Origin of the sequence: Aquabacterium sp., from assembly GCF_036279655.1 — a bacterium.
Lineage (GTDB): Bacteria > Pseudomonadota > Gammaproteobacteria > Burkholderiales > Burkholderiaceae_C > Aquabacterium.
This window is the reverse complement of record NZ_DASUIT010000051.1, coordinates 15,538-41,323: the sequence shown is the minus strand read 5'-3', so window position 1 is coordinate 41,323 and position 25,786 is coordinate 15,538. Positions and strand designations below refer to the sequence as shown.

Sequence of the window (25,786 nt, the reverse complement as noted above, 5' to 3'; positions counted from 1 at the left end):
CCCTCTTCAATCAGCTGGGCTACAACGCCACCGGGATCCAGCAGATCACGGACAAGGCCGGTGTGCCAAAGGGCTCCTTCTACAACCACTTCGAAAGCAAGGAAGCTTTCGCGGCACAGATCATCCGCAACTACGGCGCCTGGGTGGACAAGGCCTGGGACTCCGCCATGCAAAGTGCGCCCGCCGACGCTGCTGGGGCCATGCGCCACCTGTTCACCAGCTTCATCCAGCACCACGAGAACACCGGCCTGCAAGGCTGCCTGGTGGGCAACTTCGCCGCTGAAATGGCCGAATCCAGCGCAAGCTGCCGCGCCGTGCTGTGCGGCGTGATGGTGGGCTGGCGAGAGCGCCTCGCCGAACTCATCGCCCGGGCCCAGGCCCACCACCAGATCCGCTCGGACCTTGACGCACTCACCCTCTCCGGCTTCTTCTGGGACGCCTGGGAAGGCGCGGTGCTGCGCATGAAGGTCGAACACAGCACACAGGCGCTCAAAGAAGTCGTCGACCTGATGCTCGACAAGTTCTTCCAGCCCTGAATCACACCATCTTTGCCGACCCCTTTCGTCGTACCCATCTGGCCGCATGAACGGCCGCAACCTGACCCAAACCGGAGCCACTTCAATGGGAACCCAAGACGCACTCTTCCTGCCTTTCCAACTCGGTGACATCACCCTGGCCAACCGACTGGTCATGGCCCCGCTGACGCGCAGCCGCGCCGAAAAAGGCAATGTGCCTGGCCCGCTGACGGTCGAGTACTACGCACAGCGCGCCTCCATCGGCCTGATCATTGCCGAAGCCACGCAGGTGTCGGCCACGGCCCAAGGCTACCCTTCCACACCTGGCCTGCACACCGCTGAACAAGTGGCTGGCTGGCGCAAGGTGACGGACGCCGTGCACGCCAAGGGCGGCAAGATCTTCGTGCAACTGTGGCACACCGGCCGCATGTCGCACACAGCCTATCAACCAGGCGAACAGGCGCCCGTGGCCCCATCGGCCATCGCCGCCAAGGCCAAGACCTTCGTGCCTGGCCAGGGCATGGTCGACACCTCGGTGCCCCGCGCCCTGGAAACCGCTGAAATCGCCGGCGTGGTCAACGACTTCCGCACCGCAGCCCGCAACGCCATTGACGCCGGTTTCGACGGCGTGGAAATCCACGGTGCGCACGGCTACCTGATCGACGCGTTCCTGCGCGATGGCGCCAACAAGCGCACGGACCAATACGGTGGCACCATCGAAAACCGCGCCCGCTTCCTGCTCGAGGTGATGGCCGCCGTGACGGCTGAAATCGGCGCGGGCAAGGTCGGTATCCGCCTGTCGCCCGTCTCGCCCGTCAACGATTCGAGCGAGAGCAACCCGCAACCGCTGTTCGAGTACGTCGTGCGTGAACTGGAAAAGCTGCACCCCGTGTACATCCACGTGGTGGAAGGCCACACTGGCGGCCCCCGTGACAACGCCCCCTTCGACTACGAAGCCCTGCACAAGCTCTACAGCGGCGTGTGGATGGTCAACAACGGCTACACGAAGGACATGGCGCAGGAAGCCATCACCAGCGGCAAGGGCGACCTTGTCTCTTTCGGCCGCCTGACCATCAGCAACCCTGACCTGCCCCGCCGCCTGCAAGAGAACGCGCCGCTCAACGAACTGTTCTCCGACACGGGCCTGTATGGTGGTTCCGGCGCCCACGGCTACACGGACTACCCTGCCCTGGCTGACTGAAAAACATGCTGAAAGCGCCACCGGTTGAAGCTCAACCGGTGGTTCGCTCGGCGCATGGCAGACTGAACGGCCTGCGCTAAACCCGGCTCGGTCCTTTTTTGGAATTGACATGAATCATTGTCAACACCAGAATGGCCGAGCCTTTTTGATGGGCAATGCTTTCAAAACGATCCCTTAGGAGACACCAGACATGACCATCGCCAATACCGCCGTGCTGATCGCAGCCGTGATGCCCGTGATCACCATGGGCATGGCCAAAGCCGCTACCGCAGGCAAGAAGCGCAGCCAGGGCGGCTACGACAACAACGATCCACGCGCCTGGGCCGCCAAGCAGGAAGGCTGGAAGGCCCGTGCTGCTGCTGCGCAGAACAACGGCTTTGAAGCCCTGCCCCTGTTCGTGTTCGGTGTGCTGGCCGCACAAGCAGCGGGCCTGGATCAAGCCCGCACCGACCAGCTGGCTCTGGCCTTCATCGGCCTGCGCGTGGTGTACACCGCCTTGTACCTGGCCAACATCGCACCGCTGCGCAGCCTGGTATGGGCCGGCGCCCTGGCCGCCAACATCGCCATGTTCGCGCCCACGCTGAGCAAGCTGTTCTGATCTGATGACCTGATCAGGCCTTGGCGGGCATGAGGCCTGCGTTCAAGCAGCCCATGCCTTGCAGGCAAGCTTGCACCGCCACATCCAGTGGTGTGTGCGGCTCAGGCCCGATCAGAGCCTCCAGTTTCGCGTTGTCCAGTCTCAAGGGCACACGCCACAAATAGCGCATCTCGACGATCTCTCGCAAGATCGGCACGAAGGGCGACAGCAGCCTCAACACAGGCCAGGGCAAGGCCTTGATCGGCAAGCTGGCATCCCCGGCCGCGCGCGCGATGGCACGCGCCATCTCGCCACCCTGAGGCAACCAGTGCCCGCCAAAGTGCAGCACCTCGAAGCGTGCCAGGCGATCAGGGTCTCGCAAATCCAGCGCCATCAGTTTCACGGCGGCCTCGGCCAGATCCGGCAGATACGCCCAGGCGTGCCCCACGTCTTTCGCGCCCGGGTACACCACCTTGCGCACGGGCTTTCCGGGCTTGATCAGCAAGGTACCGAACCATGAAGAAGGCGAATGCGCATCAAAGAAGTCACCCGCGCGCAAGACCAATGAGCGCAGGGGCCGATGCGGATCGCTCGCCGCTTGCTGCAGCATCACTTCCATTTCCACACGCACAGCCCCCTTGCGCGTGAGCGGTCGCTGCGGGGATTGCTCGTTGACAAGCTCGCCCGCATCCGGCCCGAAGTTGTAGACATTACCTGGCAGCAGCAGCCTGGCATCCACCCGACGAGCTGCCTCCATGCTGTTGGCCAGCATGGGCAAGGCCAGTTCACGCCAACGCACATAGCCCGGCGGGTTCGCCCCGTGAACGATGAACTGCACACCTTGCGCAGCGGCCACCACATCCGACTGGTTCATGGCATCGCCCCGGTGCCATTGCACCGTTTCCAGGCCACCCCAGGCCGCCTTGTCGGCGCGCACGCGTTGAGCCATGTCCTCATGCCGCGTCAGAGCGCGAACACGCCACCCCTGTTGCAGCAAGCGGAGCGTCACCGCACGCCCGAAACCACCGGTGGCCCCCACCACCAGCACGGTCGCGCCGGAGGCTGTTGAAGATGCATTGGGGAATGACATGGCTTTGATCCCTTGTTGAACACCTGCCTCATGCTAGGCAAACCAGACCCATACAACAATTGCCTATCCATGCATACATGCCATATATTTATGCATGACATCAGCACATGTGGACTGGAACCTCTATCGCTCCTTCCTGGCCGTGATGCAGGAAGGCAGCCTGTCTGCCGCAGCGCGGGCCTTGGGCATGACGCAACCCAGCGTGGGCCGGCACATCGCGGCGCTGGAATCGGCCTTGAGCGTGCCCCTGTTCACCCGGGGGCCCGACGGCCTCAAACCCACCGCCACAGCCCTGGAAATGCAGGCCTCAGCCCAGGCCATGGCGTCGGCGGCGCAACATGCCATGCGCGTGGCCTCCGGCAGCGAGCACGACGAACGCGGCACGGTGCGCATCACCGCCAGCCAGATGATGGGTGGCGAAGTGCTGCCAGAGATCCTCGCGCGCTACCAGGCCCAACACCCGCTGCTCACCATAGAGCTGGTGCTCAACAACAAGATGGACGACCTGCTCAAACGCGAGGCCGACATCGCCGTGCGCATGGAGCGCCCGACGCAGCAAGCCCTGATCGCCAAACGGATGGGCCGCGTGGACATCGGGCTGTACGCCCATCAACGCTATGTGCAGGCCAGAGGGCTGCCGCGCACGCTGGCTGAACTGGCGCAGCACGCCATGATCGGCCCGGATCAGGACACCTTCACCACCCGGCTGGCTGCCCAACACGGCATCCCCATCTCTCGCGAAATGTTCAGCTTTCGTTGCGACAACGACCTGGCCCTGCTGGCGGCCTTGCGTGCCGGCGCCGGCATAGGCGGCAGCCAGATCGGCATTGCCCGACGTGATCCGGCCCTGCTGCCCGTGCTGCCAGACCAGTTGACCTTCAGCCTGGACATGTGGCTGCTGACCCACGGTGACCTGCGCGGCAACAAGCGGGTCATGGCCTTGTACCGATACCTGACGCAGGAACTCAGCGCCTATGCGCTGTCCAGCCAGCGCACCGACTGATCACGTCGCTGCAGACAGGTATAAGCTTGGCCTGCGTCAGCATCACCACCACACCGTCCGCCCCAGGAGTCAAGATTGAGCCAACGCCCTCTCACCGCTGAAGAAGCCCGTGTTCTGGCCGTGCTGGTTGAAAAGCAGCACACCGTGCCGGACAGCTACCCGCTGTCGCTCAATGCCCTGACGCTGGGCTGCAACCAGAAAACCGCGCGCGATCCGGTGATGCAGTTGAGCGAGGCTGACGTGTTGCAGGCCATCAATGGCCTCAAGGAGCTAAGCCTGGTCAACGAGGTAAGTGGCAGCCGCGTGGTGCGCTTTGATCACAATGCCGCGCGAGGCCTGGGCGTGCCCAGCCAATCGGTTGCCTTGTTGACGATGCTGTTGTTGCGCGGGCCCCAGACCTCGGCGGAGTTGCGCCTGCATACCGAGCGCCTGCACCGCTTTGCCGACATTTCATCGGTAGAGGGTTTTCTGGACGAACTGGCCGAGCGCGAACCCAAGCGGGTGGTGAAGCTCCCCCGCGGCCCTGGCGAGCGTGAAAACCGTTGGGCGCACCTGCTGTGCGGCGAGGTGCAGATCCCGGAGACCGCGGCCTTTGCACCAACTTCAACCCGCGCCACCGGCCATGGCGACGAACTGGCCGCCATCAAGGATGAGCAAGCCCGCATGGCCGCCGAGTTGAGTGAACTGCGCGCTCTGGTGCTGCGCATGGCGACTGAACTGGGCGTGGACCCAAAGGGCTGAGGCTGTGCGTTGACTTGGCGCTCAGGCGCTCCACACCAGGCCGAGCGCCGTCAGAACAGGTGTCAGCAGATTGACCGCCACGTTCATGCCCATGTAGGGCAACAGCGCAGGTGTATCGTCGGCATGGCGCGCCGCGCCTCGCACCACGTTCAGCGCCACCGGCAAGGTGAGCAAGCCCAACAAGGCACCTTGCGGCACCCCCATCCAGATCACGGCGCACACCAAGGCCACGTACGCCAGACCATATTGAGCGAGCAGCACAGGCCAGCAACGCGACTTGCCCAGCCACATCGGCAAGGTGACACGGCCTACCCGCCTGTCGGCATCCACGTCAGGGAACTGGTTGAGCAACAGCAGGTTGTTGACCAGACCAAATGGCAGCAGTGCCATCACCACCACCTCGGCACCCCATCGCCCCAGCAGTACGGCGGCGGTGCCCAGCATCATCAAAGGCCCGAAGCCCAGCCCTGGCGCCAAGAGGCACAACCAGGGGCGACGGGTCACCCAGGGGGTGTAAGCCACCACCAGCAGCAGGCCCGCCAGGCCAACGGGCATCAGCGCCGGCAACACGGCCAGATCGCGCCACAGAAAGTACAGGCCGGTGAGCGCGGCCCACCCCAATGCCCCCAGGCCCATGGCCAAAGCGCCCGAGGCCAGTTCAGGCCGGGCCGGCAGCACGCCACTGCCACCGCTGAACGGCGTGCGCTGGGTCTGCATGTCCAGGCCGGACTTGAAGTCCATGTACTCGTTGAGCGCGTTGACGCTGACATGCGCCGCCAGGCCACCCAGCACCGCCAGCAAGGCATCCAGCCACGCCAGCGTGCCACCACTTGATCGCGTCAACCACCAGCACATGGCCACGCCCAGGGCCATGCAGGCCGGCGTCAACAACAGAAACGGCACACGTGCCGGGCCCCACCAGGGCTGCTTGTCAGCCATGTGCGCGCCTCAAGCCTGGTCGTCGCTGCCCACTTCCCACAGCTTCTTCCAGCCCTCGTGCCCCAGCTTGCGCAGCGTGGCGATGTTGGCTTCGTAGATGTCTTCGGGATCGGGAATGGCGGCCACGGCCTGCTCCAGGCTGCTTTCGCGGATCAGGTGCAGGGTCGGATAAGGCGAGCGGTTGCTGTAGTTGTCGATGTCGTCCGGATCGGTGCCATCGAACTGGTAATCCGGGTGGAAGCTGGCCACCTGGATGATGCCTTCCAGGTCCAGCTCCTCGACCGCCGCATCCACGACATCCAGAAAGTCATTGAAATCCATGAAGTCCGTCAGCACGGCGGGATGGACCAGCAAGGTGGTGTCGATCTCTTCCGGGTCGGCATCGCGCAGGATGCTCAACTCGGCGATCAGGTCTTCCAACAAGGCCTCAGGCGTGCCGGCCTCCGACACGCGGTAGCGAATCTGGTTCTTCACGTGCACCGCCTTGGCGAAGGGGCACAGATTCAGCCCGATGACCGCACGGGTCAACCAGGTCCGAGTGTCAGCGATGATGGTGTCGTGATCGAGGCTCATGGCGGTATTGTCCCCTGTCAAGGCGTCTGGCTGAAAGATGGCGTGGTTCAATACTGCATCCAGGGCAGTAGCGCACACACGCTGCTCGCCGCAAGCATACCCCCAACCGTACAAGAAATCAGCCCGCGGAACGCCCCATGAGCCAGCCCGTCAGCCTGCACCACCTCGTCCGGCAGTTTGCGCATCCCGGCCGGCTCGAGGCCATCTACCTGCGCCCCGCCCGGCGTGAGCCTGTGGTTCAGGTTCAGCAGGTTGAGGCCCTGGTCGATCGCGGGCTGGCCGGCGACAGGGCTGCCGCCAGAACGCCCTGGCGCGTGGGGGGCAACAAGCGCCAGGTCACGCTGATCCAGGCCGAGCACATGCCCGTGGTGGCCGCCTTCACGCAGCAGGGCCATGTCGACCCGGCCTGGCTGCGGCGCAACCTGGTGGTGTCAGGCCTGAACCTGCTGGCCACCCGCGCCATGTTCAAGGACGAGCCGATGATCGTCCGAATCGGCGCGCACGTCATGCTGGAGATCACCGGCCCTTGCGAGCCCTGCTCGCGCATGGAGGAGCTCCTCGGCCCCGGCGGCTACAACGCCATGCGCGGGCACGGCGGCGTCAATGCCCGCGTGCTGGCAGGTGGCCACATCCAGGTGGGTGACGCCATCTCCTGCAGCCTGCCACTGGCGCTCTGAGCCACATGGCGGGCCGCTTACACTGGCCAGCCTGAGTTTGAACGTCCCCACGCAGTACCTGATATGAGCTGGCACGGCCATTTGAATCTGGACTATCGCCTTGATGGCGAACGCACCATCGCCCTGGACCGCCACGACGGCCCCTTGCGCGTCCTGCAACGGCTGTACCCGGAAGGCGATCGCGTGTGCCACCACGTGCTGGTCCACCCACCGGGCGGGCTGGTAGGCGGCGACGTGCTGGACATCGCCATGAACCTGCAGGCCGGCAGCCATGCCCTGATCACGACGCCAGGCGCCACACGTTTCTACAAAAGCGCCGGTGCCGAAGCGGTGCAGACCCTGACCGCCCGGGTGGAGCCTGGCGCACGGCTGGAATGGCTCCCGCTGGAGACGCTGGCCTATCGCTCCTGCATCGCCACCAACCGCATGCGCTTCGAGCTGGCACCCGGCGCCGAGATGATGGGCTGGGACGTGCTCGCCTTGGGCTTGCCGGCCGCTTCCGAAGCCTTTGACGATGCGGCCCATGGACAAGGCCGCTTCACGCAGGAGATCGAGCTGCCTGGCGTCTGGCTGGAAAAGGGCACGGTGCGCGCCGACGATGCACGCCTGCTCGACAGCCCGCTGGGTTGGGCGGGCCACCGTGTCATGGCCACCATGTGGCTGGCCAGTGGCACGCCGATGTCGCGCGAACGGCGCGAGGCCTTGCTGGACAGCGCGCGGGCCATTCAGGGCAACAGCCCGCTGGCCGCAACCGCAGGCAGCACCAGCCCGCATGAGCAGGTCGTGATCCTGCGTGTGCTGGCCGACCGCGTGGAACCCGCCATGAACCTGTTGGCACAAGTGTGGTCCCAATGGCGGCAAACGGCCTGGGATCTGGCGCCCTGCCCGCCGCGCGTCTGGCGAACCTGATCAGTGCGCTGCAGGCGCCTTGTCAGGGTGCCAGTCGATGCACTGCACCTGATTGCGCCCGGCTTCCTTGGCTGCGTACAAGCCCTGGTCGGCGCGTTCAATCAACAGCAGCGCATTGTTGGCGTTGCCCTTGCCCAGCTGCGCCACGCCAAAGCTGGACGTGATGCGCAGATTGGGCACGGCATCCACAGCCGGGCCGGCTTCCTTTTCCAGGGTCTCGCGGATGCGATCGGCCAAGGCGGCCGCGCCGGCCTCGTCCAGCCCGGGCATGAAGGCGCAGAACTCCTCGCCACCATACCGACACAACACGTCCTGTGGCCGCATCGCCGCCTTGAGGATCCTGGCCACCTGCTGGATGACCAGGTCACCCACCGAGTGCCCATAGGTGTCGTTGAAGGACTTGAACTTGTCGATGTCCGTCATGAAACAGGTCAGCGGCTCGCCGGTCTTCAAGGCATGGGCCAGCATCGGCTCTGCCCGGCTGAAGAAGGCACGGCGGTTGAAACAGCCCGTCATCGGATCGCAGTTGGCCAACAGCTGCAGTTCTTCGTTCTGTTTCTGGATCTTGTCGCGTGAGGCTTCCAGCTCGGTCATGGCGTCCTGCAGGCGGCGGTTCACCAGGTCGATTTCGGTGATGTCGTCCAGCGTGACCAGGCAACCGCGCGCATTGCCCGCCGCATCACGCACAGCGGCGCAATTGAGCAGTGCACGCCGGTGCTCGCCATCCTTTTCGGTCAGGTCCACCGGCACGCCCAGGATGGGCTCGGATGTGGTCAGTGCCCGCTCCCATGGCGGCAGGGCATCCTGATCCGTCAAGCCTTTGACCAGCCATTCCAGTTGATCGATCGAGCGCCCCAGCAACACGCCACCGGCCTGGGGATGGAAGCCCCGGAAGGCCGAATTGGCCATCAGGATCTGGCCATCGATGTCCAGCACCAGCAAGCCCTCTGTCAGCGTATCGAAGGCCACTCTCACACGCTCCGGAATGGCCTTGGAGGGATCCAGGTGTTGCAACACACGCCGCAGGTAAAGATAGAAGGCGATGAAGCACGCCGTGCTCAGCGTACCGACGAGTTGCACGGTCGGGTTCTTCAACCACCCGACGATCGACACTGGCCACGGCGAATGAAAGCCCACTTCGAGTTGGCCCCAGCGTTTGTCACCCGCATTGAGTGGCACAACCACGGCGTTGATCGTAGACGCGCCCAACGGTGGCGCGTCCCAGGTCTTTTCGTGCAGCGTGGTGGCCGCATACAAGGCGCCAGACTCGCGCCTGACCGCCAGAGACAGGATATCGGTTGATTGCTCGACAGTCTCGACCAGCACGCTCTGCAACTTGACAGGGCTCTGATCTTCATTGAGCAGTCTGCGGACTTGCACCGCCAGATGCACCGCAATCTGCTCGCGCAGGTCCATGGTCATGGCCCGCTGGTCCGGCATGATCTTGAGCAGCAGGTCCAGGATCATCAGCAAGCCGATCAGCAGGGACACCAGCCCCATGCTGATGCGCACCGTGGGGCTGATGGCCCACCGGCTGCGTTTGGTCTGCGGTGTGGGGGGCGCTTCGGTCATGCGTCCTCGGCGGGGCAGCGATTTGCCGCGCTCAGCGGGCGCTGGCCAGACGCAAGCCAGTCACTGGTGTCAGGGAGGCCCCAGGCGCCTTGCCTGCGGTGGCCTTGCCCGCGTCGGCCACCACGGTGGCGGGGGCTCCAGCCGAGCCGACAGGGGTCAGGGAGGGCATCTGCATGGTCATCGCCATCGTGGTCAGCGCCGGCGCGCGCGACTTGCCCATGGCCACCACACGTGGCGTGTCCACAGGCACTTCAAGCCATTTGCGGCCCGGCGTGGTACGCCCGAGTTCAGCCATCGCGAACTTCAGCGTCGAAGAAATGAAGCGTGCCGGCTGGACAGGCACTGACGCGGCCACGGCGAGCGCGGTTGACTGAACGGCAGCGCGCGGCGGCACGGACACGGTGATCACACCGGCTCGCGACGGCTCCACGGGGATGGTCCGTTGCGGCACATCGGACCACCTGGCGGGCGACACCTGCCCCGCGGCGGAAGGGGGTGGCGCTACGCTCCCGGGCGTCACACCCGAAGCGCCGGCCCCCGCGCCATCGGCGGCACCGAACGCAATCCGACAGCGCACACCTGAAGGCACCCGATTGCCCGGGTTGGGCAGAATCAGGCGTACCCGAAAGCTGTTGGACGCAGGGTCGATCACGCGATCAACCAGGGTCACTTTCGCGGTGAGCACCGGATAGTCCGGCAAATCGGTCTTGACTGTGGCGGGCTGGCCGGCCGAAATGCGCCCGAACTGCACGGCAGGCACGATGGCTTCAATGCGCAAAGGGTCGATCCGGGCCACGCGAACGACGGGCTCGCGCTCGATGCGTTCACCCTCGGTACGGAATCGCTCCACGACCAGGCCCGCAAAGGGGCTGCGCACCTCGCGTTGGCTCAACTGGGCATTGGACAAATGAAATTCGCGTTGCGCCACGCGCTGTGTTTCTCGCGCCTGCGCCACGCGCTGCTCGGCCACACGAGCCTCGGCTTCTGCCTGGTCCAGTGCCTGATCCGACACGAAATCGCGGCGCACCAGATCACGCGTGCGCTCCAGCTTGCGTTGTGCCAGTTCATGTGCGGCTTGCGCCTGCAGAGCTTCGGCTTCCGCCTTGGCCTTGACTTCGGCAATCGACAACGACGCCCGTTCGACCTGCGCGGACAATCTGGCCAGCACTTGTCCGGCCGTCACCATGTCGCCACGCTCCACCGTCAACTGCTCGATGACACCCGTGGACTGGCTGCCCACATCTGCCACGCGGTCTGGTTCGATCAGGCAGCCAAGCAATTCAGCATGGCTGCAACCGCCCCAGACCATGCTGGTGGCGGTTATCACGCTCAAGGCTTTCTTGTTCACTTGGATACTCCTGCTGCGAACGGAGGGCGACACGGGACGCCCTTCGTGCATGTCATCAGGATGATGGGCGTGTAGCGCCTCGCGTAATCCGTGAAAAAAGCACCCCAGTCAGTCCCAGTCTTCGCGTCCGGCCATGGCCAGCTGGCGCGCCATCTGGATGTCTGCCTGCAACATGGACCAGCGCCGGCGGCACGCACGGGCTTCGGCCAGCACCTGGGTCTGCCGGCACAGCCAGCGCGTCAGAACTTGTCCGCCCAGGCCATGTCGGGCCCCGAATACGGCCAGCCGCAGCCAGCCTGCGGCGCCCAGCTCCCGCCAGCAGCCGTCTTCCCAGCTCAGGATGGTCTCGCAGCTGCCGGGCATGCCCTGTCGGGCGCAGCGCCCCATCAATTGACGGTCTGTCCGCCGCGAACGGTTGAGGTTGGTGTTGATGACATGCAGCCCGCCCTGGCTGAGCGCCTCCTCGCTGAGGTGCACGTCCGTGCCGCGACCGGCCATGTGCGTGGCCACCGTGATGCGGCCTGGCAGCCCGGCTTCGGCAATCACGGCCTGCTCCTGCTCGCCCTGCGCCTCGTCCTGGCGTGCATTGAGCACCTGGTGCGCGAGGCCCGCCTCGGTCAAGGCGCGAGACACGGCATCCGAGTCCGCCACGGTGTCGGTCCCGATCAGGACGGGCCGCCCTTGGGCCGCCTCGGCCTGCGCATGTGACACCACCACCCGCCACTTCTCAGCCGCAGAGGGCAGCACCATCGAACCACGGTCCTCCCGGCGAGAAGGCGCGCGCAGCGGGACCTTGCACGTTGGCAAGCCGTACACACGCAACAACTCGGCCCGGTCTTCGTGCACGGTGCCGCTCAAACCTGCCAGCCGCAAGTAGCGAGGGAAGAGGGCCTGATAGCTGGTCTGCGTCAGGGTCTCGTTCTCGGGCTGGGGCGGAACACCTTCCTTGATGGCGATCATCTGGTGCAGGCCACGAGACCATGCTCGGCCAACGGCCAGGCGTCCGGTGGTGTCGTCAATGATGTGGATGGCCTCATCGCGCACCAGGTAGTGCACGTCCTTGCGAAAGGTGTGCAAGGCCTGCAAGGCGCAAATCACCTGTTCGTGCCGATAGCGACGCCAGCGCCAGGCCCCTTGCAAGGTCTGGCTCAACTGCGTCAGCCGCGCCTGCCCACCCTCCGTCAGGCGCACCTGCAAGCCATCGCTCGTCAGGAAATCCGCATCGGCCTTCAATTGACGCGCCAGGAAAAGCGCCAGGCGATAGCGCTGGTCGGCAGCCTTCAGGTCGGCGGCGCGGGCCAGGATCAAGGGCGTGCAAGCCTCATCGATCAGGATGCTGTCTGCTTCGTCCACCACCGCCATGCACAGACCGCGCAAAACAATGGCCTGGTCGTCACCCACGGTGCGGGCAGCCCGGTCCCGCAGGTGATCGAAGGCGACTTCCTTGGCCGTGACATGCACGACGTCGGCTTGATAAGCTTGCTGGCGTTCGTGCAGCTGGCTGGCCGATGTCACGAAAGCCACGCTCAAGCCCAGTGAGGCATAGAGTGGGGCAAGCTGCTGGGCATCCCGGCGCGCCAGATAGTCGTTGGCCGTCAGCACGTGCACAGGCACACCTGCCAGCGCGCCCGTCGCGGCAGTCAGCAGCACGGTGAGTGTCTTGCCCTCCCCTGTCGCCATCTCCGCCAGACGCTGGCCCAGCATCCACCACGCTGCCAGCAACTGCACGTCGTGCAACTGAAAGCCCAGGTGCGCCTTGACCACCTCGGTGATCAGGCCGAAGCTGGACGCGCTCAAAGCGGGCGTGAAGCCCTCACTCCCCAGTCGGCGCCGCAGGGTCTGAAGTTGTTGCGCGCGCTCAGGCTCACTCAAGCCGCGCCAGTTCGCTTGCGCCGCACGCACGTCGCGCAGAAACTGCCTGTTGCGCCGGGCGGTTGGATGGGCCGGCGCCCGCCACCAGGCCTGCAGCCAGGCCATCCAGGGCCCTCGCGCGCGCAGGGGCACATCCTTGAGCGGGTAGGCACCATGCACCGGACCGGGTCGTGGGACCTGCCCGTCTTGGAGGGTCATCCGTTCGGACCACATGCCCGCATCCGGATGACGGGGCAAGGCGGTCATGCCATGCCCCTCACATCCGAGAAATGCTTGAGGAACAGCTGCCTCAGGCGCTGGGCCCAGATCTGCAACAAGGGTCTCGGCTCCAGTTCGAGCTTGACCTTGGCCAGCCCTCCTGCACGAGGCACCCGCTCCTGCAACACGACATCCAGCGCAAACATCGGCTCGGCGGGCTTCATGCCATCAGGGTCCGAGGTGTCGGTCGCCACCGGACCACCTTGCTTGTTGCCCAAGGCGGCGGAGGGCAAACGCTCCACGGCAGCCGGGGTGTCACCAGAGGGTTTCGCCGGCAAAGGCGTGCCTGGTCGCTCGGCCAGCACCACCGAAGCGTGCTTGAGGCGGCCACGCACGTCGTCGATGTCCCTCTGGGAGACAAGCATGCGCACCACGGTCGGCACGTCCGACATCACGTAAGCCAGCAACTGCCCGCGACTGACCTGACGCGCCTCCAGATCTTCTTCACGAGACAGGACAAATTCACCAGGGCGCACGGCACGCAGCACCTGCCTGGACAGGTCCTCGTCTATCTGGGCCAGGCGTGCGTAATCACGAATGAGCGCCTGCTGCGCGTTGCTGACCTTGAGCGACTCCACACCGAAAGCGGCGTTCATTTCAGCCCGTGCACCGTCGATCTGTGCCAGCACCACCGTGCGCTCGGTCAACAAGGCTGGATCGCGCAATCGAATCAGGGGCTGACCAGCCTGAACGCGCTGACCGCTGCGCGCCAGCACGGCCTCCACTTCCGCATCGCTGGTGGCACGGATCTGCGCATCAGGCGGCAACCAAACGACCCCATCAGCCACGATGGCCGCCGGCACGGGCACCAGGCCCAGCAAGGCCATCACACCCGCCAGGGCCGCCATACCACTCCACAAGGCCCGACTGCGCACGGACTCGAAGCCCGGCGACGACAACACGCTGTCAGCCCAGTTTCGGCAAGGCTGGAGCACCAGGCTCCAGATCATCCAGGCCAGGATCGCCAGCCCTATCCACGACGACTTGTCCGACGCCCAGTTCACCATCACCGCGCTGATGGTCAGGCGGTAAAACCATGAAGCCGGCGCATACAGCCGCAACAGCCAGCGCTCGACCCTGTCGACTTCCGCCACAACCGGGGGTTCGTCCGGCATCCGCAGCAGCCTGGCCACCAGCCTTTGCCACATGCGCTCGTTGGTCTTGGCACTGCGTTGGGCCAGATTGGGCAGGTCCAAGGCATCGCAGGCCACGAAATAGCCGTCGAACTTCATCAAAGGGTTGCCGTTGAACAGCAAGGTCGACAGGCCACCCAGCGTCATCAACGTGAAGGCCATCTCGCGCGCCACACCGTCTTCGACCAACAGCCACAAGGCCATGCCCATGAGCGCCAGAAAGGACTCGACCATGATGCCCGCGCCCGCCACCAGGGCTCGCTGCGCCCGACTCGTCAGCTTGTTGGACGCAGAAGCATCCACATAAGGCATGGGCACGAACATGAAGAAGTTGACGCCCACCTCCGGCACTTCACAGCCGAATCGGCGCAGCATCAAGGCATGGCCCAACTCGTGCACGGCCTTCATGAGCGGGTACATCACCCAGACCATGGCCAGGAATCTCGGCGTCATGAAGTGGGCATGTCCATAGTCGCGCAGTTGCGGCCAGTTGAACCAGGCGCCAAAGAGGCCCAGCAGGACCAGCGCCGTCCAGATCATCAGCACGCGCGTCGAGAACAGGATCCGGACATGGGGGTAGAGCCGCTCCAGCAAGGTGGACGGATTGAACAAGCCCAGGCGGAAAGACAGAGGGTTGAGCCGCGAGCGCTTTTCTCGCTGCAGGCGCTCCTCGCCCATGTCCATCATCTGGCGTACATCCGGCGTCACCTCGGCCTGCACCAGACCGGCGTCGGTCAATTGCCCCAGGATGCGGATCACATCATGCTGCGTCGGCGCCAGATCCCCTTGCTGCTCCAGCAGGGATTGCCAGATCTCGTCCACGGACAGGCGCCCGTCCAGTCGCCCCACCAGTTCGAAAGCCTGCGCATTCACACGGTGATAGCGCCCCGTCGCCTGGTTGTGCAATACATACCAGGCCTGACCACGCGTCTGCTGCATGCGCACACTGACGTGATGGCGCAGGCGCGGGTGCAAAGGCGCGATGCGGTACCAGTAAGGAGAGATCAGGACGTCCTGCATGGCCCGCCTCGCTCAGAGCAGGGTCCAGGCCTGCATGCGGAGCCATTGCCAGGCCCGGTCGGCCATGCGCCACAACAAGGGTCTGGGCGGCATGTCGATGCGCGCCACGCCTTGCAGACCGGGGCGCAACCCCCGCGCGCCGGCACCGGCCCCGGTCGGGATGGCCTCGATTTCGTAGCGCACACCGTTGGGCGTGGTCTTGGCCACCGGCGTCACCCGGTTGAGCATCAGGCCGATCGTCTGATCCGGCATCGCAGCCAGCCTCAGGCGCGCCATCTGGCCCTTGTTCAGGCTCGCGATGTCGGTTTCATCGATCTCCAGCACCACGCGCCAGTCCAGGCCTGGCGCCAGGGTCAGCATGTTGTCGCCCCGCTTGAGCGGTGCCCCCAGTTGCTGGCGCAGGTCGCCCGCGATGACCACGCCGTCAAAGGGCGAAGTGATCTTCAGGCGTGCAATCTGTTGTTCGAGCAAGGCCATCTGAGCCCGCGTCTCGCTCAATTTCGACTGCGCGATCACGGCCTGCGCACGGTCGCCGCGCGCAAAGGCTTCGGCAAAGGCATTCTCGTGCTGATTGGCCTCCGCCACGCGGGCCCGCAAGGCATTCTGCAGATCGTCATCGGCGATCTCGGCCAGCACCTGGCCTGCCTTGACCACGTCGCCGGCATGCACATGCACCTCGCGCAGGAAGCCGTCCTGAGGGGCACTCATCACGCGTTGTACGGCACCCTCCAGGCGCGCCGAGGCTGTCACCTGATAGGGCAAGGGCAAACCGATGCCGAAAGACATGATGCCGAAGAAGGCCAGCACGGACCAGCGCAAGGCACGCTCGCGCGGATCAGCCAGACGCAGCCGCAGGGACTCCATCCAGCCTCTGCCACGCTCGTACCAGGGTTGCTCCAGCCTGTAGCGCAAGCTCAATGCGGGCGACATCAGTTCGGCCAGATGGCCGATCCAGCGCAGATCCTCGTCGCTGAAACCCTTGCTGGCCTGTTGTTGCTCGTATGACAGGGGGCGCAGCGGATCAACCTGGGTGGTCCGCTCCAGCGTCATGGCGCCCAGCACGACGCCATCCTGAGCCAGCGGCACGGTGACCACGCCAGACAAACCTTGTACACGGCACAAGGTCTGGTGCGCCATGGTGATGGCTTTGGACTGATCGTGTTTCGAATCGGCAGCCAGGGGCCAGCTCAGCGTCTGCTGCTGGTGTGCCGCCTCCAGCATGGCCTGGTGCAGCTCAGGCAAGGCGACACCCTCGTCCAGCAGCACGCCATCCGACAACACCCGCAAGCGCAGGGATTGACCACTGACCCAGCCTAGCGCCACGCGGTGGCACTTGAGTTGCTGGTTGAGCAGGGTCACGAAGGCAGCGGTGCCGGCCGTCCAGTCCTTTTCTGCCAGAAATGCCTGCAGGCAGGCGACCGCCTGCGACTCCGACGGTGCGTCGGCCACAGGCGGTTTCACCTGGCCAGGCGACATGACGGGCGGCGCCACCGGCGAGGCAGATCGAGCCTCAGCCTCTTTCGGGCGGGACGTGACAACGGTGCTCAACGCGGCTTTCCTGGTTCACACACATGGGGGTGTCGGGGCTTTTTTACCCGGCTTGCCCCTATGATCCGAAAATCTCAAGCAGCCGAAGCCTCAAAAAACGGAGAAAGTTCACGCCTAGACGGGGATTTGGGCGGGTTCATGCTGGCTGCCAACACGATTCAGGAGCTATTTCATGAAGGTATTGCTGATCGACGATCACCCGCTGATCCTGGCTGCCCTGCAGTCCGTCATCCAGGGCCTGGGTGACAACGTCACGGTGTCTGCGGCAGACAGCGGTCGCGCCGCACGCGAAACGCTGCGCAATGACCCCAGCTACGACCTGGTGCTCCTGGACCTGCATCTGGGCGATGCAGACGGCTTTGACCTGCTGGGCGAACTGCGCAGCAAGTACCCCGCCCTGCCCGTCGTGGTGATTTCGGCCTCCGACCGCACCAGCGACGTCATCCGCGCCATCGACATGGGTGCCATGGGCTTCGTTCCCAAGCGCGCCACCAACGAAACACTGTTCGACGCCTTGCAGCAGGTGATGTCCGGCGGCGTTTATGTGCCCCCGATGAGCATGGGCGCCGACAACATGACGCAGCTCAGCAGTTCGCCCCACATCCAGCAGGTGCAACGCGAAGCCACCGAGAGCTCCTTCCAGACCGTGCCATCCCTGGTGCAGCTGGGCCTGACACCTCGCCAGTCCGACGTGCTCAACCTGCTGCTCAAGGGCCAGCCCAACAAACTGATCGCGCGTGAACTCGGCCTGTCGGTCGAGACCGTGAAAGACCACGTGGCAGCCGTGCTGCGCGCCCTGGGTGTCAGCTCACGCACACAGGCGGTGATCGCGGTCAGCCAGATCCTGCAAAAGCAAAGTGGCACGGCCACGGCTGCCCCCGGTTCGGCAGGCGCCTGGCGCACCCGCTGACCCATCCATCCTCCAGACGGATACATCATGAGCGTGCTCCCATCGGGCAGACATGCCAGCCCGGCCTCGCCCCCGCCAGCTGCGGACGACGCCGAGGCCTACCCCCTTCTGCCGCAACCGACGGATGCCGCGCTGACGCAAGACACCACGCGGCTTGTCTACCGCCAGACGAGTGCCGCCCTGATGGCCCACTTCCTGGGCATGGTTGTGTTCGTGGCCGTCTACTGGAACCACGCACCGCACACCCTGCTCGGCACCTGGGCGCTCGCCTTTGCCCTGATCTGGACTGGCCGCTTCGTGGGTCTGCTCAGCTACGACCGCGCCGTGCTGCAAGGCCAGGCCGACAACGAACTCTGGCTCAAGCGCTGGAACATCGGCATGTTCCTGGGCGTCGTGCTCTGGAGTGCGGCCTCGATGCTGTTCTATCCCTACGGGGGTCCGCTGGAACGCACGGCGATGATCCTGACGATCTATTCACTGGCCCTGGGTGCCGTCCCGAACATGGCCTCGCAGCCGCGGCTCTTCATGCTCTGCATGGGGGTGTACTTCCTGCCCATGATCGTTCGCACTGCCCTGCAGAACAACCAGGGTGAGGTCCAGATCGCGGGCATTCTCTGTCTGGTGCTGCTGTGCGCACTGGCGCTGGGCCGCGGCTTTCGCAACGTGTTTGGGGAGATGGTGAGCCTGCGGGTGCACACGCAGAACCTGGCGCATCAACTCAAGGGCGAAATGGCTGCCGCTGAAGCCGCACAGCGCCAGGCCGAACTGGCCAATCGCGCCAAGACCCAGTTCTTTGCTGCTGCCAGCCACGACCTGCGCCAGCCGCTGCACGCCATGGGCCTGTTTGCCGAAGCCCTTCGCCAGCGCAGCAAGGACACCGAAGTCGCCCATCTGGTCAACAGCATCAACAGCTCGGTGGATGCGCTGGAAGGCCTGTTCAGCGAGCTGCTGGACATCACCAAGATCGACACCGGTGGCGTGGACAACCAGCCCGAGCATTTCTGCATGGGCGACATGTTCAACCGCATCCGCCTGACCTTCGAGCCCAATGCCTTCGAAAAAGGCCTGATGCTGAGCTTCCGAGGCGATCAGCACCATGTCTATGCCGACCCGCTCATCGTCGAGCGCATCCTGCGCAACCTGGTCTCCAACGCCATCCGCTATACCGAAGATGGTGGCGTGCTGGTGACCTGCCGCCGACGTGGCGAACAACTCTGCCTGCAGATCTGGGACACCGGCATCGGCATCACCGAGAAGGAGCAAGGCCGCATCTTCGAGGAGTTCTACCAGACGCAGAGCAACCGCCCCCTGGAGCCTCATCACCGCAAGGGCCTGGGACTGGGCCTGGCCATCGTCAAGCGCCTGGCCGACCTGATGGATGCGCCACTGACCCTGCGCTCACGCGTGGGTCGAGGCACGGTGTTCACACTGATGCTGCCCGTGGGCCGCGCACCCCGACTCCAACCAGCAGCTGCGCCCAGCAAGGCCACGCTCGGCGTGACGCTGGATCGCCGCCACATCGTCGTGGTGGAAGACGAAATCGCGGTGATGGAAGGCCTGGAGGTCTTGCTCAAAGGCTGGGGCGCCACCGTCAGCGCATTCGACACCGTCGAAGCCATGACCGAATGGGCCAGCAAGGTGGACACACCACCCGATCTGCTGATCGTGGACTACCGCCTGCCCGAGCAGAAAACCGGCATCGACGCCATCAAGGCCATGCGCGCCAGGTTTGGCCCCAACCTGCCGGCCATCATGGTCACAGGCAGCACCATGACTGGCCACGAGGAAGAAGCGCGCAAGTACAACTTCCACCTGCTGATCAAACCGGTTGTGGCCAACAAGCTGCGCGCCATGATCGCCTTCAAGCTCAGCACCCACTGAGCCCTCGCATGTGGGCTCAGCGTGGGCGCACTCGCGAGGGGCTCAGCCCTTGCAGAGCTCGGCGCGTGCAGCCTCGTACTCGGCCTTCAGGCGCGACACGAGTTCCGCCGCCGGCACGACCTTCTTGATCGCGCCAATGCCCTGGCCGCAACCCCAGATGTCCTTCCAGACCTTGGCATCGCCACCGTCTTTGCTGCCAAAGCTCATCTGGCTGGGGTCGCCATTGCCTAGGGTGTCAGGATCCAGCCCTGCGTTCACGATGGAGGGGCGCAGGTAGTTGCCGTGCACGCCGGTGAACTTGCTGGAATAGATGATGTCGGCGCTGTTGCTGTCCACGATCATCTGCTTGTAGGCGTCCACGGCGCGGGCCTCTTCGGTGGCGATGAAGGCCGAACCGATGTAGGCGAAGTCGGCACCCATGGCGCGTGCCGCCAGGATCGAACGGCCATGCGCGATCGAGCCGGACAGCGCCACCGGACCAGTGAACCACTCGCGGATCTCCTGGATCAGCGCAAAGGGGCTGGTCGTGCCCGCATGGCCACCTGCACCGGCCGCCACGGCGATCAGGCCATCAGCGCCCTTCTCGATCGCCTTGTTGGCGAACTTGTTGTTGATGACGTCGTGCAGCACCACGCCCCCCCAACCGTGCACGGCCTGGTTGACGTCTTCACGCGCGCCCAGCGAGGTGATCACGACAGGCACCTTGTACTTGGCGCACATCTCCATGTCGTGGTCCAGGCGGTCATTGCTCTTGTGCACGATCTGGTTGATCGCGAAAGGCGCGGCCGGCTTGTCCGGGTTCGCAGCGTTGTAGGCCGCCAGCGTTTCCGTGATCTCGGCCAGCCATTCATCCAGCTGAGCGGCGGGACGTGCATTCAAGGCAGGCATCGAGCCCACCACACCAGCCTTGCACTGGGCGATCACCAGCTTGGGCGTGCTGATGATGAACATCGGCGATGCGATGACGGGAAAGGGAACGCGCTTGAGTACGTCAGGCAGTGCCATGTCTTTGTCTCCTCGTTATCAATGAAAAAAGGACGCCCTCATCGGCGTGAACCGATTGAGGCGTCCTTGTGTTGGGCCGATCAATCCTGACTACCAGGCTTGATGACAGCTCAATGCGGGTCGATCAGAAAGCGTCCAGCGGCATGGCCGTCACGCTCTCGCCACCGGTGAGGATGCTGTCGCGCAGCGAAGCCACACGCGCAAGGATGTGATCGCCGTAGAAACGGGCGGTCGCGATCTTGGCTTCCATGAAGGGCGCGTCGTTACCCGCGGCCAGGTTGTCTTCAGCGGCGATCAGCGAACGGCCCATCTGCCAGCCGGCCACCAGGTTGGCGGTCAGCATCAGGTAGGGCACCGAGCCGGCGAACACGTCGTTGGGCTTGGTCTTCACGTTGGCCACCACGAAGTCGACCACTTGCAGGAAAGCCTCACGGGCAGCCTTCAGCTGGGTTGCCAGCTTCTTGCCAGCTGCGCTGTCGCGGGCAGCCAGTTGGCCTTCGGTGTCGGCAATCATGGCAGCCACGGCCTTGGCCATGGCACCGCCATCGCGCGAGGTCTTGCGGCCGACCAGGTCATTGGCCTGGATGGCGGTCGTGCCTTCATAGATCGGCAGGATGCGCGAATCACGGTAGTACTGAGCAGCGCCGGTTTCTTCGATGAAGCCCATGCCACCGTGCACTTGCACGCCCAGCGAGGTCACTTCCACCGAGTTTTCAGTGCTGAAGCCCTTGATCAGCGGCACCAGGAACTCATAGAAAGCCTGGGCCTGCTTGGCCGTGGCCGCATCAGGGTGATGGTGAGCCGTGTCATAAGCCGAGGCACCAACCAGAGCCATCGCACGTGCGCCTTCGGTGAGGGCACGCATGGTCATCAGCATGCGCTTGACATCAGGGTGATGGATGATGGCGGCCGAACCAGGCTGCGAACCGTCCACAGGGCGCGATTGCACGCGGTCCTTTGCGTACGCCACAGCGTGCTGGTAAGCGCGCTCGGACACGCCGATACCTTGCACACCCACGTCGTAGCGGGCAGCGTTCATCATGATGAACATGTACTCGAGGCCGCGGTTCTCTTCGCCCACCAGGTAACCGATGGCGCCTTCGCCCACGTCACCCTTGTTGTCGCCATAAACCAGCACTGCGGTAGGCGAGGCCTTGATGCCCAGCTTTTCTTCAATGGAGGCGCAGAACACGTCATTGCGCTTGCCCAGCGAGCCGTCAGCGTTGACCATGAACTTGGGCACGACAAACAGAGAGATACCCTTCACGCCTTCAGGCGCGTCAGGGGTACGGGCCAGCACCAGGTGGACGATGTTCTCGACCATGTCGTGCTCACCGTAGGTGATGAAGATCTTCTGGCCCCAGATGCGGTAAGTGCCATCGTCCTGCTTGACGGCCTTGGAGCGCACCAGTGCCAGGTCCGAACCAGCTTGAGGTTCGGTCAGGTTCATGGTGCCGGTCCACTTGCCGGAGATCATGTTGGGGATGTAGCGGGTCTTGAGCTCGTCGCTGCCGGCGGTCAGCAGGGCTTCAATGGCGCCACCTGTCAGGATGGAGCACAGCGAGAAGCTCAGGTTGGCAGCAGTGGTCTGCTCGATACAGGCCGCGCCGATGGTCTTGGGCAGGCCTTGGCCGCCGTACTCCACGGGCTGCTGCAGGCCTTGCCAGCCAGCTTCGGCCAGGGCGTTGTAGGCTTCCTTGAAGCCGGCCGAGGCGCGCACCACGCCGTTGTCCCACGAGCCGTGGTCCTGGTCACCGCTCCAGTTCAGGGGAGCCACCACGCCTTCGTTGAACTTGGCCGACTCTTCCAGCACGGCTTGGGCGGTTTCAAAACCGGCATCTTCAAAGCCGGGGATCTGGGCAATCTTGTCCAGACCAGCGAGTTCTTTCATGCAGAAGAGTTGGTCCTTGACTGGGGCGCGGAAGGTCATCTTTTTCTCCGATAAACGACAAAGGGGGCGTCTCGCAAGACGCCCCCGGCGGGTATGTCAAACAGACAAACCGTCTGTCATGAATTATCCCGTATTTTGCCTGTGATTACAGGGCTTTCACCAGTTCCGGCACAGCCGTGAACAGGTCAGCTTCCAGACCGAAGTCGGCCACCTGGAAGATCGGTGCTTCTGGATCCTTGTTGATCGCGACGATCACCTTGGAGTCCTTCATACCGGCCAAGTGCTGGATGGCGCCAGAGATACCGCAAGCGATGTACAGCTGGGGCGCCACGATCTTGCCAGTCTGACCGACTTGCAGGTCGTTGGGAGCGTAGCCAGCGTCCACGGCAGCACGGGAAGCACCCAGGCCAGCGTTGAGCTTGTCGGCCAGAGGCGACATGACTTCGTTGAACTTGTCAGCAGAGCCCAGCGCACGGCCACCAGACACGATGATCTTGGCAGCAGTCAGTTCAGGACGAGCCGACTTGGTCACTTCACGACCCACGAAGGTCGAGGAGCCGGAGTCAGCGACGGCAGCCACGGTTTCCACGGCAGCGGAACCACCGGTGGTGGCTGCGGCGTCGAAAGCGGTACCACGAACAGTCAGCACCTTCACCGAGTCAGCCGATTGCACGGTGGCAATGGCGTTACCGGCGTAGATGGGACGCTCGAACGTGTCAGGCGACACCACCTTGGTGATTTCCGACACTTGAGCCACGTCCAGCTTGGCGGCCACGCGAGGCGACACGTTCTTGCCGGAGGCGGTAGCGGGGAACAGCAGGTGGCTGTAGGCAGAAGCCACGGCCAGCACTTGAGCAGCCAGGTTCTCGGCCAGGCCATCAGCGAACTGGGCGCCGTCAGCGTGCAGGACCTTGGAGACACCAGCGATCTGAGCAGCGGCAGCAGCAGCGGCACCAGCGTTCGAGCCAGCGACCAGCACGTGCACGTCGCCACCCAGAGCCTTGGCAGCCGTCACCACGTTCAGGGTGGCGGACTTGATGCTGTTGTTGTCGTGTTCAGCAATAACGAGAGCGGTCATGGGTTATCTCCTCAGATCACTTTGGCGACGTTCTTCAGCTTGTCGACCAGGGTGGCCACGTCGGGCACCTTGATACCAGCGGAACGCTTGGCAGGCTCTGCCACGCTCAGGGTCTTGATACGGGGGGCCACGTCCACACCCAGGTCAGCCGGCTTCACGGTTTCCAGGGGCTTCTTCTTGGCCTTCATGATGTTGGGCAGCGTGACGTAGCGAGGCTCGTTCAGACGCAGGTCGGTGGTGACCACGGCTGGCAGGCTCAGCGACACGGTTTCCAGACCGCCGTCCACTTCACGGGTCACGGCGACCTTGCCACCAGCGACTTCCACCTTGGAGGCGAAAGTACCTTGGGGCAGGTTGGCCAGCGCAGCCAGCATCTGGCCGGTCTGGTTGCTGTCGTCATCGATGGCTTGCTTGCCCAGGATGATCAGATCAGGCTTTTCCTTGTCGACGAGCGCCTTGAGCACCTTGGCCACGGCCAGAGGCTGCACGTCAGCGTCGGTTTCAACCAGGATGCCACGGTCGGCACCAATGGCCATGGCCGTGCGCAGGGTTTCCTGGCATTGCGACACGCCGATGGACACGGCGATGATTTCGGTAACCACGCCCTTTTCCTTCAGGCGGGTGGCTTCTTCAACGGCGATTTCGTCGAAGGGGTTCATGGACATCTTGACGTTGGCGATGTCGACACCAGAGCCGTCGGACTTCACGCGAACCTTCACGTTGTAGTCAACAACCCGCTTGACCGGAACCAGAACCTTCATGCGATGTTCTCCTGCGTCATGAGGAAGAGTTAAGTAAAAAGTTTGCCGCGCCTAAAAAAGCACGATCGTTCGATTCTAACGCGAACTTGGGAGATTGGACCACAAATGCAGGCTCAATCGCATGACAATATGCGACTTCTGTCCCGCGCCCCCCGTTCACGTACCCCATTTGCCCCGTTTTCTTGTCTTGTGACAAAAGCTGCAACCACTGGCCCAGGCCCCACCCAGCACGATGCCCCGCAGTTCCAGGGGGCAGGCACTCATATCGGGGTATTCGACTCTGGTCTGGGTGGTTTGTCGGTGCTGCGCGCCCTGCATGCCAGGCTGCCTCTGGCTGACCTGACCTATGTCGCGGACTCCGGCCATGCCCCCTATGGCGAGCGAGATGGCGAGTTCATTGCATCACGCAGTCTGGCCATCTGCGACTTCCTGGTCGAACGGCATGTCGATGCCATCGTGGTGGCCTGCAACACCGCCACCGCCGCGGCCATACACCTCTTGCGCAAGGCCCATCCCGGTGTCCCCATCATCGGGGTGGAACCAGGCGTCAAGCCAGCTGTGGCGCAATCCATCAACAAACGCATTGGCGTGCTGGCCACCCCCAGCACACTGGCCAGCGAGAAATACAAACGTTTGATTGAAAGCCACGGACAAGGTGCCACGATCGTGCCGCAAGCCTGCCCGGGCCTGGCCAAGGAGATCGAAGCAGGCCAGCTCGATACGCCTGCACTCAAGGATCTGGTTGAACGCTTCGCTCAACCCTTGCGCGAAGCCCAGGTGGACACGGTGGTGCTGGGTTGCACGCATTACCCCTTCGTAGCACCACTGTTTCAGCAGGCGCTGGGCTCAGATGTAACCATCATGGACACCTCGGATGCGGTGGCCCAACACACAGCCCGGCTTTGTGCCCATCGTCAAGGCACCACTGCAAACTGGGGCGTCAATCACAAATTCGCTGGAAAAATTCATTTATTCTCCAGCGGAGACCCTCAACATCTGGCCGATGTCGCCCGACATTGGTTGGGACTGCAGGGCACGGTTTCACCGCTGCCCTGATACCCCGCCGAGCGCTCAAATTTGTAACAGCACCGCTTGATTGGTCCTGAAAACGGACGGCAAGTCGTGATGTTTCGCGCGCTTTGTGCCCCGGTATAGACCCTGGGGTGCCTCAGGTTGCCACCTGGGCCTCAAGCCCCCTGCCCCCCTCCCGATAACCCGATGTCGTGCGGAAAATCCCGCGGTTCGAAATCGCTTTACAGAACCCCGGCTTATTCGCACATCAGA

General features: G+C 64.0%; 22 protein-coding genes. 10 read left to right on the top strand and 12 right to left on the bottom strand.

The genetic code is table 11. The features are described from left to right. From VFW84_RS05690 to VFW84_RS05680, 3 genes are all read left to right on the top strand, one after another. On the top strand, nt 1-536 hold a 536-nt coding region (locus VFW84_RS05690; RefSeq protein ID WP_329679472.1), incomplete at its 5' end, for a TetR/AcrR family transcriptional regulator. Between the two features lie 85 nt (nt 537-621). Further along, nucleotides 622-1,716, top strand: coding sequence for an alkene reductase (locus VFW84_RS05685; protein ID WP_329679471.1), 1,095 nt, complete (start codon nt 622-624; stop codon nt 1,714-1,716). 190 nt (nt 1,717-1,906) lie between these two features. Continuing rightward, nucleotides 1,907-2,314 (top strand): MAPEG family protein, encoded by a 408-nt coding sequence (locus VFW84_RS05680; protein ID WP_329679470.1) that lies wholly within the window; start codon nt 1,907-1,909, stop codon nt 2,312-2,314. A gap of 13 nt (nt 2,315-2,327) precedes the next feature. Here VFW84_RS05680 and VFW84_RS05675 read toward each other — a convergent pair whose 3' ends face one another. Next, nucleotides 2,328-3,383: an NAD-dependent epimerase/dehydratase family protein gene (locus tag VFW84_RS05675; protein ID WP_329679469.1), complete on the bottom strand. Its 1,056-nt coding sequence runs from the start codon at nt 3,381-3,383 to the stop codon at nt 2,328-2,330. Nucleotides 3,384-3,477: 94 nt separating this feature from the next. Between VFW84_RS05675 and VFW84_RS05670 the strand changes: the two genes are divergently transcribed. Both VFW84_RS05670 and VFW84_RS05665 read left to right on the top strand, forming a co-directional pair. Then, nucleotides 3,478-4,386, top strand: a complete 909-nt coding sequence (locus tag VFW84_RS05670) for a LysR family transcriptional regulator (RefSeq protein WP_329679468.1) — start codon at nt 3,478-3,480, stop codon at nt 4,384-4,386. A gap of 75 nt (nt 4,387-4,461) precedes the next feature. Beyond that, complete coding sequence (locus tag VFW84_RS05665; RefSeq protein ID WP_329679467.1) at nt 4,462-5,127, top strand: YceH family protein; 666 nt, start codon at nt 4,462-4,464, stop codon at nt 5,125-5,127. Nucleotides 5,128-5,148: 21 nt separating this feature from the next. Here the strand turns inward: VFW84_RS05665 and VFW84_RS05660 are convergent, their stop codons facing one another. Both VFW84_RS05660 and VFW84_RS05655 read right to left on the bottom strand, forming a co-directional pair. Further along, nucleotides 5,149-6,066 carry a prenyltransferase gene (locus VFW84_RS05660; protein WP_329679466.1) on the bottom strand — a complete coding sequence of 306 codons (918 nt, stop codon included), beginning with the start codon at nt 6,064-6,066 and terminating at the stop codon, nt 5,149-5,151. A 9-nt stretch (nt 6,067-6,075) separates the two neighbouring features. Beyond that, nucleotides 6,076-6,639, bottom strand: a complete 564-nt coding sequence (locus VFW84_RS05655) for a DUF1415 domain-containing protein (RefSeq protein WP_329679465.1) — start codon at nt 6,637-6,639, stop codon at nt 6,076-6,078. 137 nt (nt 6,640-6,776) lie between these two features. Here VFW84_RS05655 and VFW84_RS05650 point away from each other — a divergent pair, with 137 nt between their 5' ends. After that, nucleotides 6,777-7,316: an MOSC domain-containing protein gene (locus tag VFW84_RS05650; protein WP_329679464.1), complete on the top strand. Its 540-nt coding sequence runs from the start codon at nt 6,777-6,779 to the stop codon at nt 7,314-7,316. 63 nt (nt 7,317-7,379) lie between these two features. After that, a complete protein-coding gene (locus VFW84_RS05645; RefSeq protein ID WP_329679463.1) occupies nt 7,380-8,225 on the top strand; it encodes an urease accessory protein UreD in 846 nt (281 codons plus the stop codon). Here the strand turns inward: VFW84_RS05645 and VFW84_RS05640 are convergent, their stop codons facing one another. From VFW84_RS05640 to VFW84_RS05620, 5 genes are all read right to left on the bottom strand, one after another. Next, nucleotides 8,226-9,797, bottom strand: a complete 1,572-nt coding sequence (locus VFW84_RS05640; protein ID WP_329679462.1) for a diguanylate cyclase — start codon at nt 9,795-9,797, stop codon at nt 8,226-8,228. 31 nt (nt 9,798-9,828) lie between these two features. Then, nucleotides 9,829-11,145 carry an efflux RND transporter periplasmic adaptor subunit gene (locus VFW84_RS05635; protein WP_329679461.1) on the bottom strand — a complete coding sequence of 439 codons (1,317 nt, stop codon included), beginning with the start codon at nt 11,143-11,145 and terminating at the stop codon, nt 9,829-9,831. Between the two features lie 108 nt (nt 11,146-11,253). Continuing rightward, nucleotides 11,254-13,263 (bottom strand): DEAD/DEAH box helicase, encoded by a 2,010-nt coding sequence (locus VFW84_RS05630; protein ID WP_329679460.1) that lies wholly within the window; start codon nt 13,261-13,263, stop codon nt 11,254-11,256. After that, entirely contained in the window at nt 13,260-15,428 is a 2,169-nt protein-coding gene (locus VFW84_RS05625) for a PqqD family peptide modification chaperone (RefSeq protein ID WP_329679459.1), read from the bottom strand. Before VFW84_RS05625 ends, VFW84_RS05630 begins: the two co-directional genes overlap by 4 nt. A gap of 12 nt (nt 15,429-15,440) precedes the next feature. Next, a complete protein-coding gene (locus VFW84_RS05620) occupies nt 15,441-16,976 on the bottom strand; it encodes an efflux RND transporter periplasmic adaptor subunit (protein WP_329679458.1) in 1,536 nt (511 codons plus the stop codon). Between the two features lie 172 nt (nt 16,977-17,148). Between VFW84_RS05620 and VFW84_RS05615 the strand changes: the two genes are divergently transcribed. Then, a complete protein-coding gene (locus tag VFW84_RS05615) occupies nt 17,149-17,886 on the top strand; it encodes a response regulator transcription factor (RefSeq protein ID WP_329679457.1) in 738 nt (245 codons plus the stop codon). A 27-nt stretch (nt 17,887-17,913) separates the two neighbouring features. Continuing rightward, entirely contained in the window at nt 17,914-19,767 is a 1,854-nt protein-coding gene (locus tag VFW84_RS05610) for a hybrid sensor histidine kinase/response regulator (RefSeq protein WP_329679456.1), read from the top strand. A gap of 42 nt (nt 19,768-19,809) precedes the next feature. On the opposite strand, the gene VFW84_RS05605 is transcribed toward VFW84_RS05610, so the two are convergent. The 4 genes from VFW84_RS05605 to VFW84_RS05590 form a co-directional block, all read right to left on the bottom strand. Next, complete coding sequence (locus VFW84_RS05605) at nt 19,810-20,772, bottom strand: nitronate monooxygenase family protein (RefSeq protein ID WP_329679455.1); 963 nt, start codon at nt 20,770-20,772, stop codon at nt 19,810-19,812. 124 nt (nt 20,773-20,896) lie between these two features. Further along, a complete protein-coding gene (locus VFW84_RS05600) occupies nt 20,897-22,702 on the bottom strand; it encodes an acyl-CoA dehydrogenase (protein WP_329679454.1) in 1,806 nt (601 codons plus the stop codon). A gap of 106 nt (nt 22,703-22,808) precedes the next feature. Continuing rightward, nucleotides 22,809-23,741 carry an electron transfer flavoprotein subunit alpha/FixB family protein gene (locus VFW84_RS05595; RefSeq protein ID WP_329679453.1) on the bottom strand — a complete coding sequence of 311 codons (933 nt, stop codon included), beginning with the start codon at nt 23,739-23,741 and terminating at the stop codon, nt 22,809-22,811. A gap of 11 nt (nt 23,742-23,752) precedes the next feature. Beyond that, the gene (locus tag VFW84_RS05590; RefSeq protein WP_329679452.1) at nt 23,753-24,502 is read right to left on the bottom strand and encodes an electron transfer flavoprotein subunit beta/FixA family protein; all 750 of its coding nucleotides are present in this window, start codon (nt 24,500-24,502) and stop codon (nt 23,753-23,755) included. Nucleotides 24,503-24,607: 105 nt separating this feature from the next. Here VFW84_RS05590 and murI point away from each other — a divergent pair, with 105 nt between their 5' ends. Then, complete coding sequence (gene murI, locus VFW84_RS05585) at nt 24,608-25,558, top strand: glutamate racemase (RefSeq protein WP_329679451.1); 951 nt, start codon at nt 24,608-24,610, stop codon at nt 25,556-25,558. Nucleotides 25,559-25,786 lie beyond the last annotated feature (228 nt).

Excerpts from the sequence above, each read along its gene's own strand:
- VFW84_RS05675 (WP_329679469.1), bottom strand. The coding sequence starts at position 3,383 with ATGTCATTCCCCAATGCATCTTCAACAGCCTCCGGCGCGACCGTGCTG.
- VFW84_RS05600 (WP_329679454.1), bottom strand. The coding sequence starts at position 22,702 with ATGACCTTCCGCGCCCCAGTCAAGGACCAACTCTTCTGCATGAAAGAA.
- VFW84_RS05610 (WP_329679456.1), top strand. The coding sequence starts at position 17,914 with ATGAGCGTGCTCCCATCGGGCAGACATGCCAGCCCGGCCTCGCCCCCG.
- VFW84_RS05605 (WP_329679455.1), bottom strand. The coding sequence starts at position 20,772 with ATGGCACTGCCTGACGTACTCAAGCGCGTTCCCTTTCCCGTCATCGCA.
- VFW84_RS05650 (WP_329679464.1), top strand. The coding sequence starts at position 6,777 with ATGAGCCAGCCCGTCAGCCTGCACCACCTCGTCCGGCAGTTTGCGCAT.
- VFW84_RS05645 (WP_329679463.1), top strand. The coding sequence starts at position 7,380 with ATGAGCTGGCACGGCCATTTGAATCTGGACTATCGCCTTGATGGCGAA.
- VFW84_RS05680 (WP_329679470.1), top strand. The coding sequence starts at position 1,907 with ATGACCATCGCCAATACCGCCGTGCTGATCGCAGCCGTGATGCCCGTG.
- VFW84_RS05625 (WP_329679459.1), bottom strand. The coding sequence starts at position 15,428 with ATGCAGGACGTCCTGATCTCTCCTTACTGGTACCGCATCGCGCCTTTG.
- VFW84_RS05630 (WP_329679460.1), bottom strand. The coding sequence starts at position 13,263 with ATGACCGCCTTGCCCCGTCATCCGGATGCGGGCATGTGGTCCGAACGG.
- VFW84_RS05590 (WP_329679452.1), bottom strand. The coding sequence starts at position 24,502 with ATGAAGGTTCTGGTTCCGGTCAAGCGGGTTGTTGACTACAACGTGAAG.
- VFW84_RS05595 (WP_329679453.1), bottom strand. The coding sequence starts at position 23,741 with ATGACCGCTCTCGTTATTGCTGAACACGACAACAACAGCATCAAGTCC.
- murI (WP_329679451.1), top strand. The coding sequence starts at position 24,608 with ATGCAGGCTCAATCGCATGACAATATGCGACTTCTGTCCCGCGCCCCC.
- VFW84_RS05640 (WP_329679462.1), bottom strand. The coding sequence starts at position 9,797 with ATGACCGAAGCGCCCCCCACACCGCAGACCAAACGCAGCCGGTGGGCC.
- VFW84_RS05685 (WP_329679471.1), top strand. The coding sequence starts at position 622 with ATGGGAACCCAAGACGCACTCTTCCTGCCTTTCCAACTCGGTGACATC.
- VFW84_RS05655 (WP_329679465.1), bottom strand. The coding sequence starts at position 6,639 with ATGAGCCTCGATCACGACACCATCATCGCTGACACTCGGACCTGGTTG.
- VFW84_RS05660 (WP_329679466.1), bottom strand. The coding sequence starts at position 6,066 with ATGGCTGACAAGCAGCCCTGGTGGGGCCCGGCACGTGTGCCGTTTCTG.
- VFW84_RS05670 (WP_329679468.1), top strand. The coding sequence starts at position 3,478 with ATGACATCAGCACATGTGGACTGGAACCTCTATCGCTCCTTCCTGGCC.
- VFW84_RS05615 (WP_329679457.1), top strand. The coding sequence starts at position 17,149 with ATGAAGGTATTGCTGATCGACGATCACCCGCTGATCCTGGCTGCCCTG.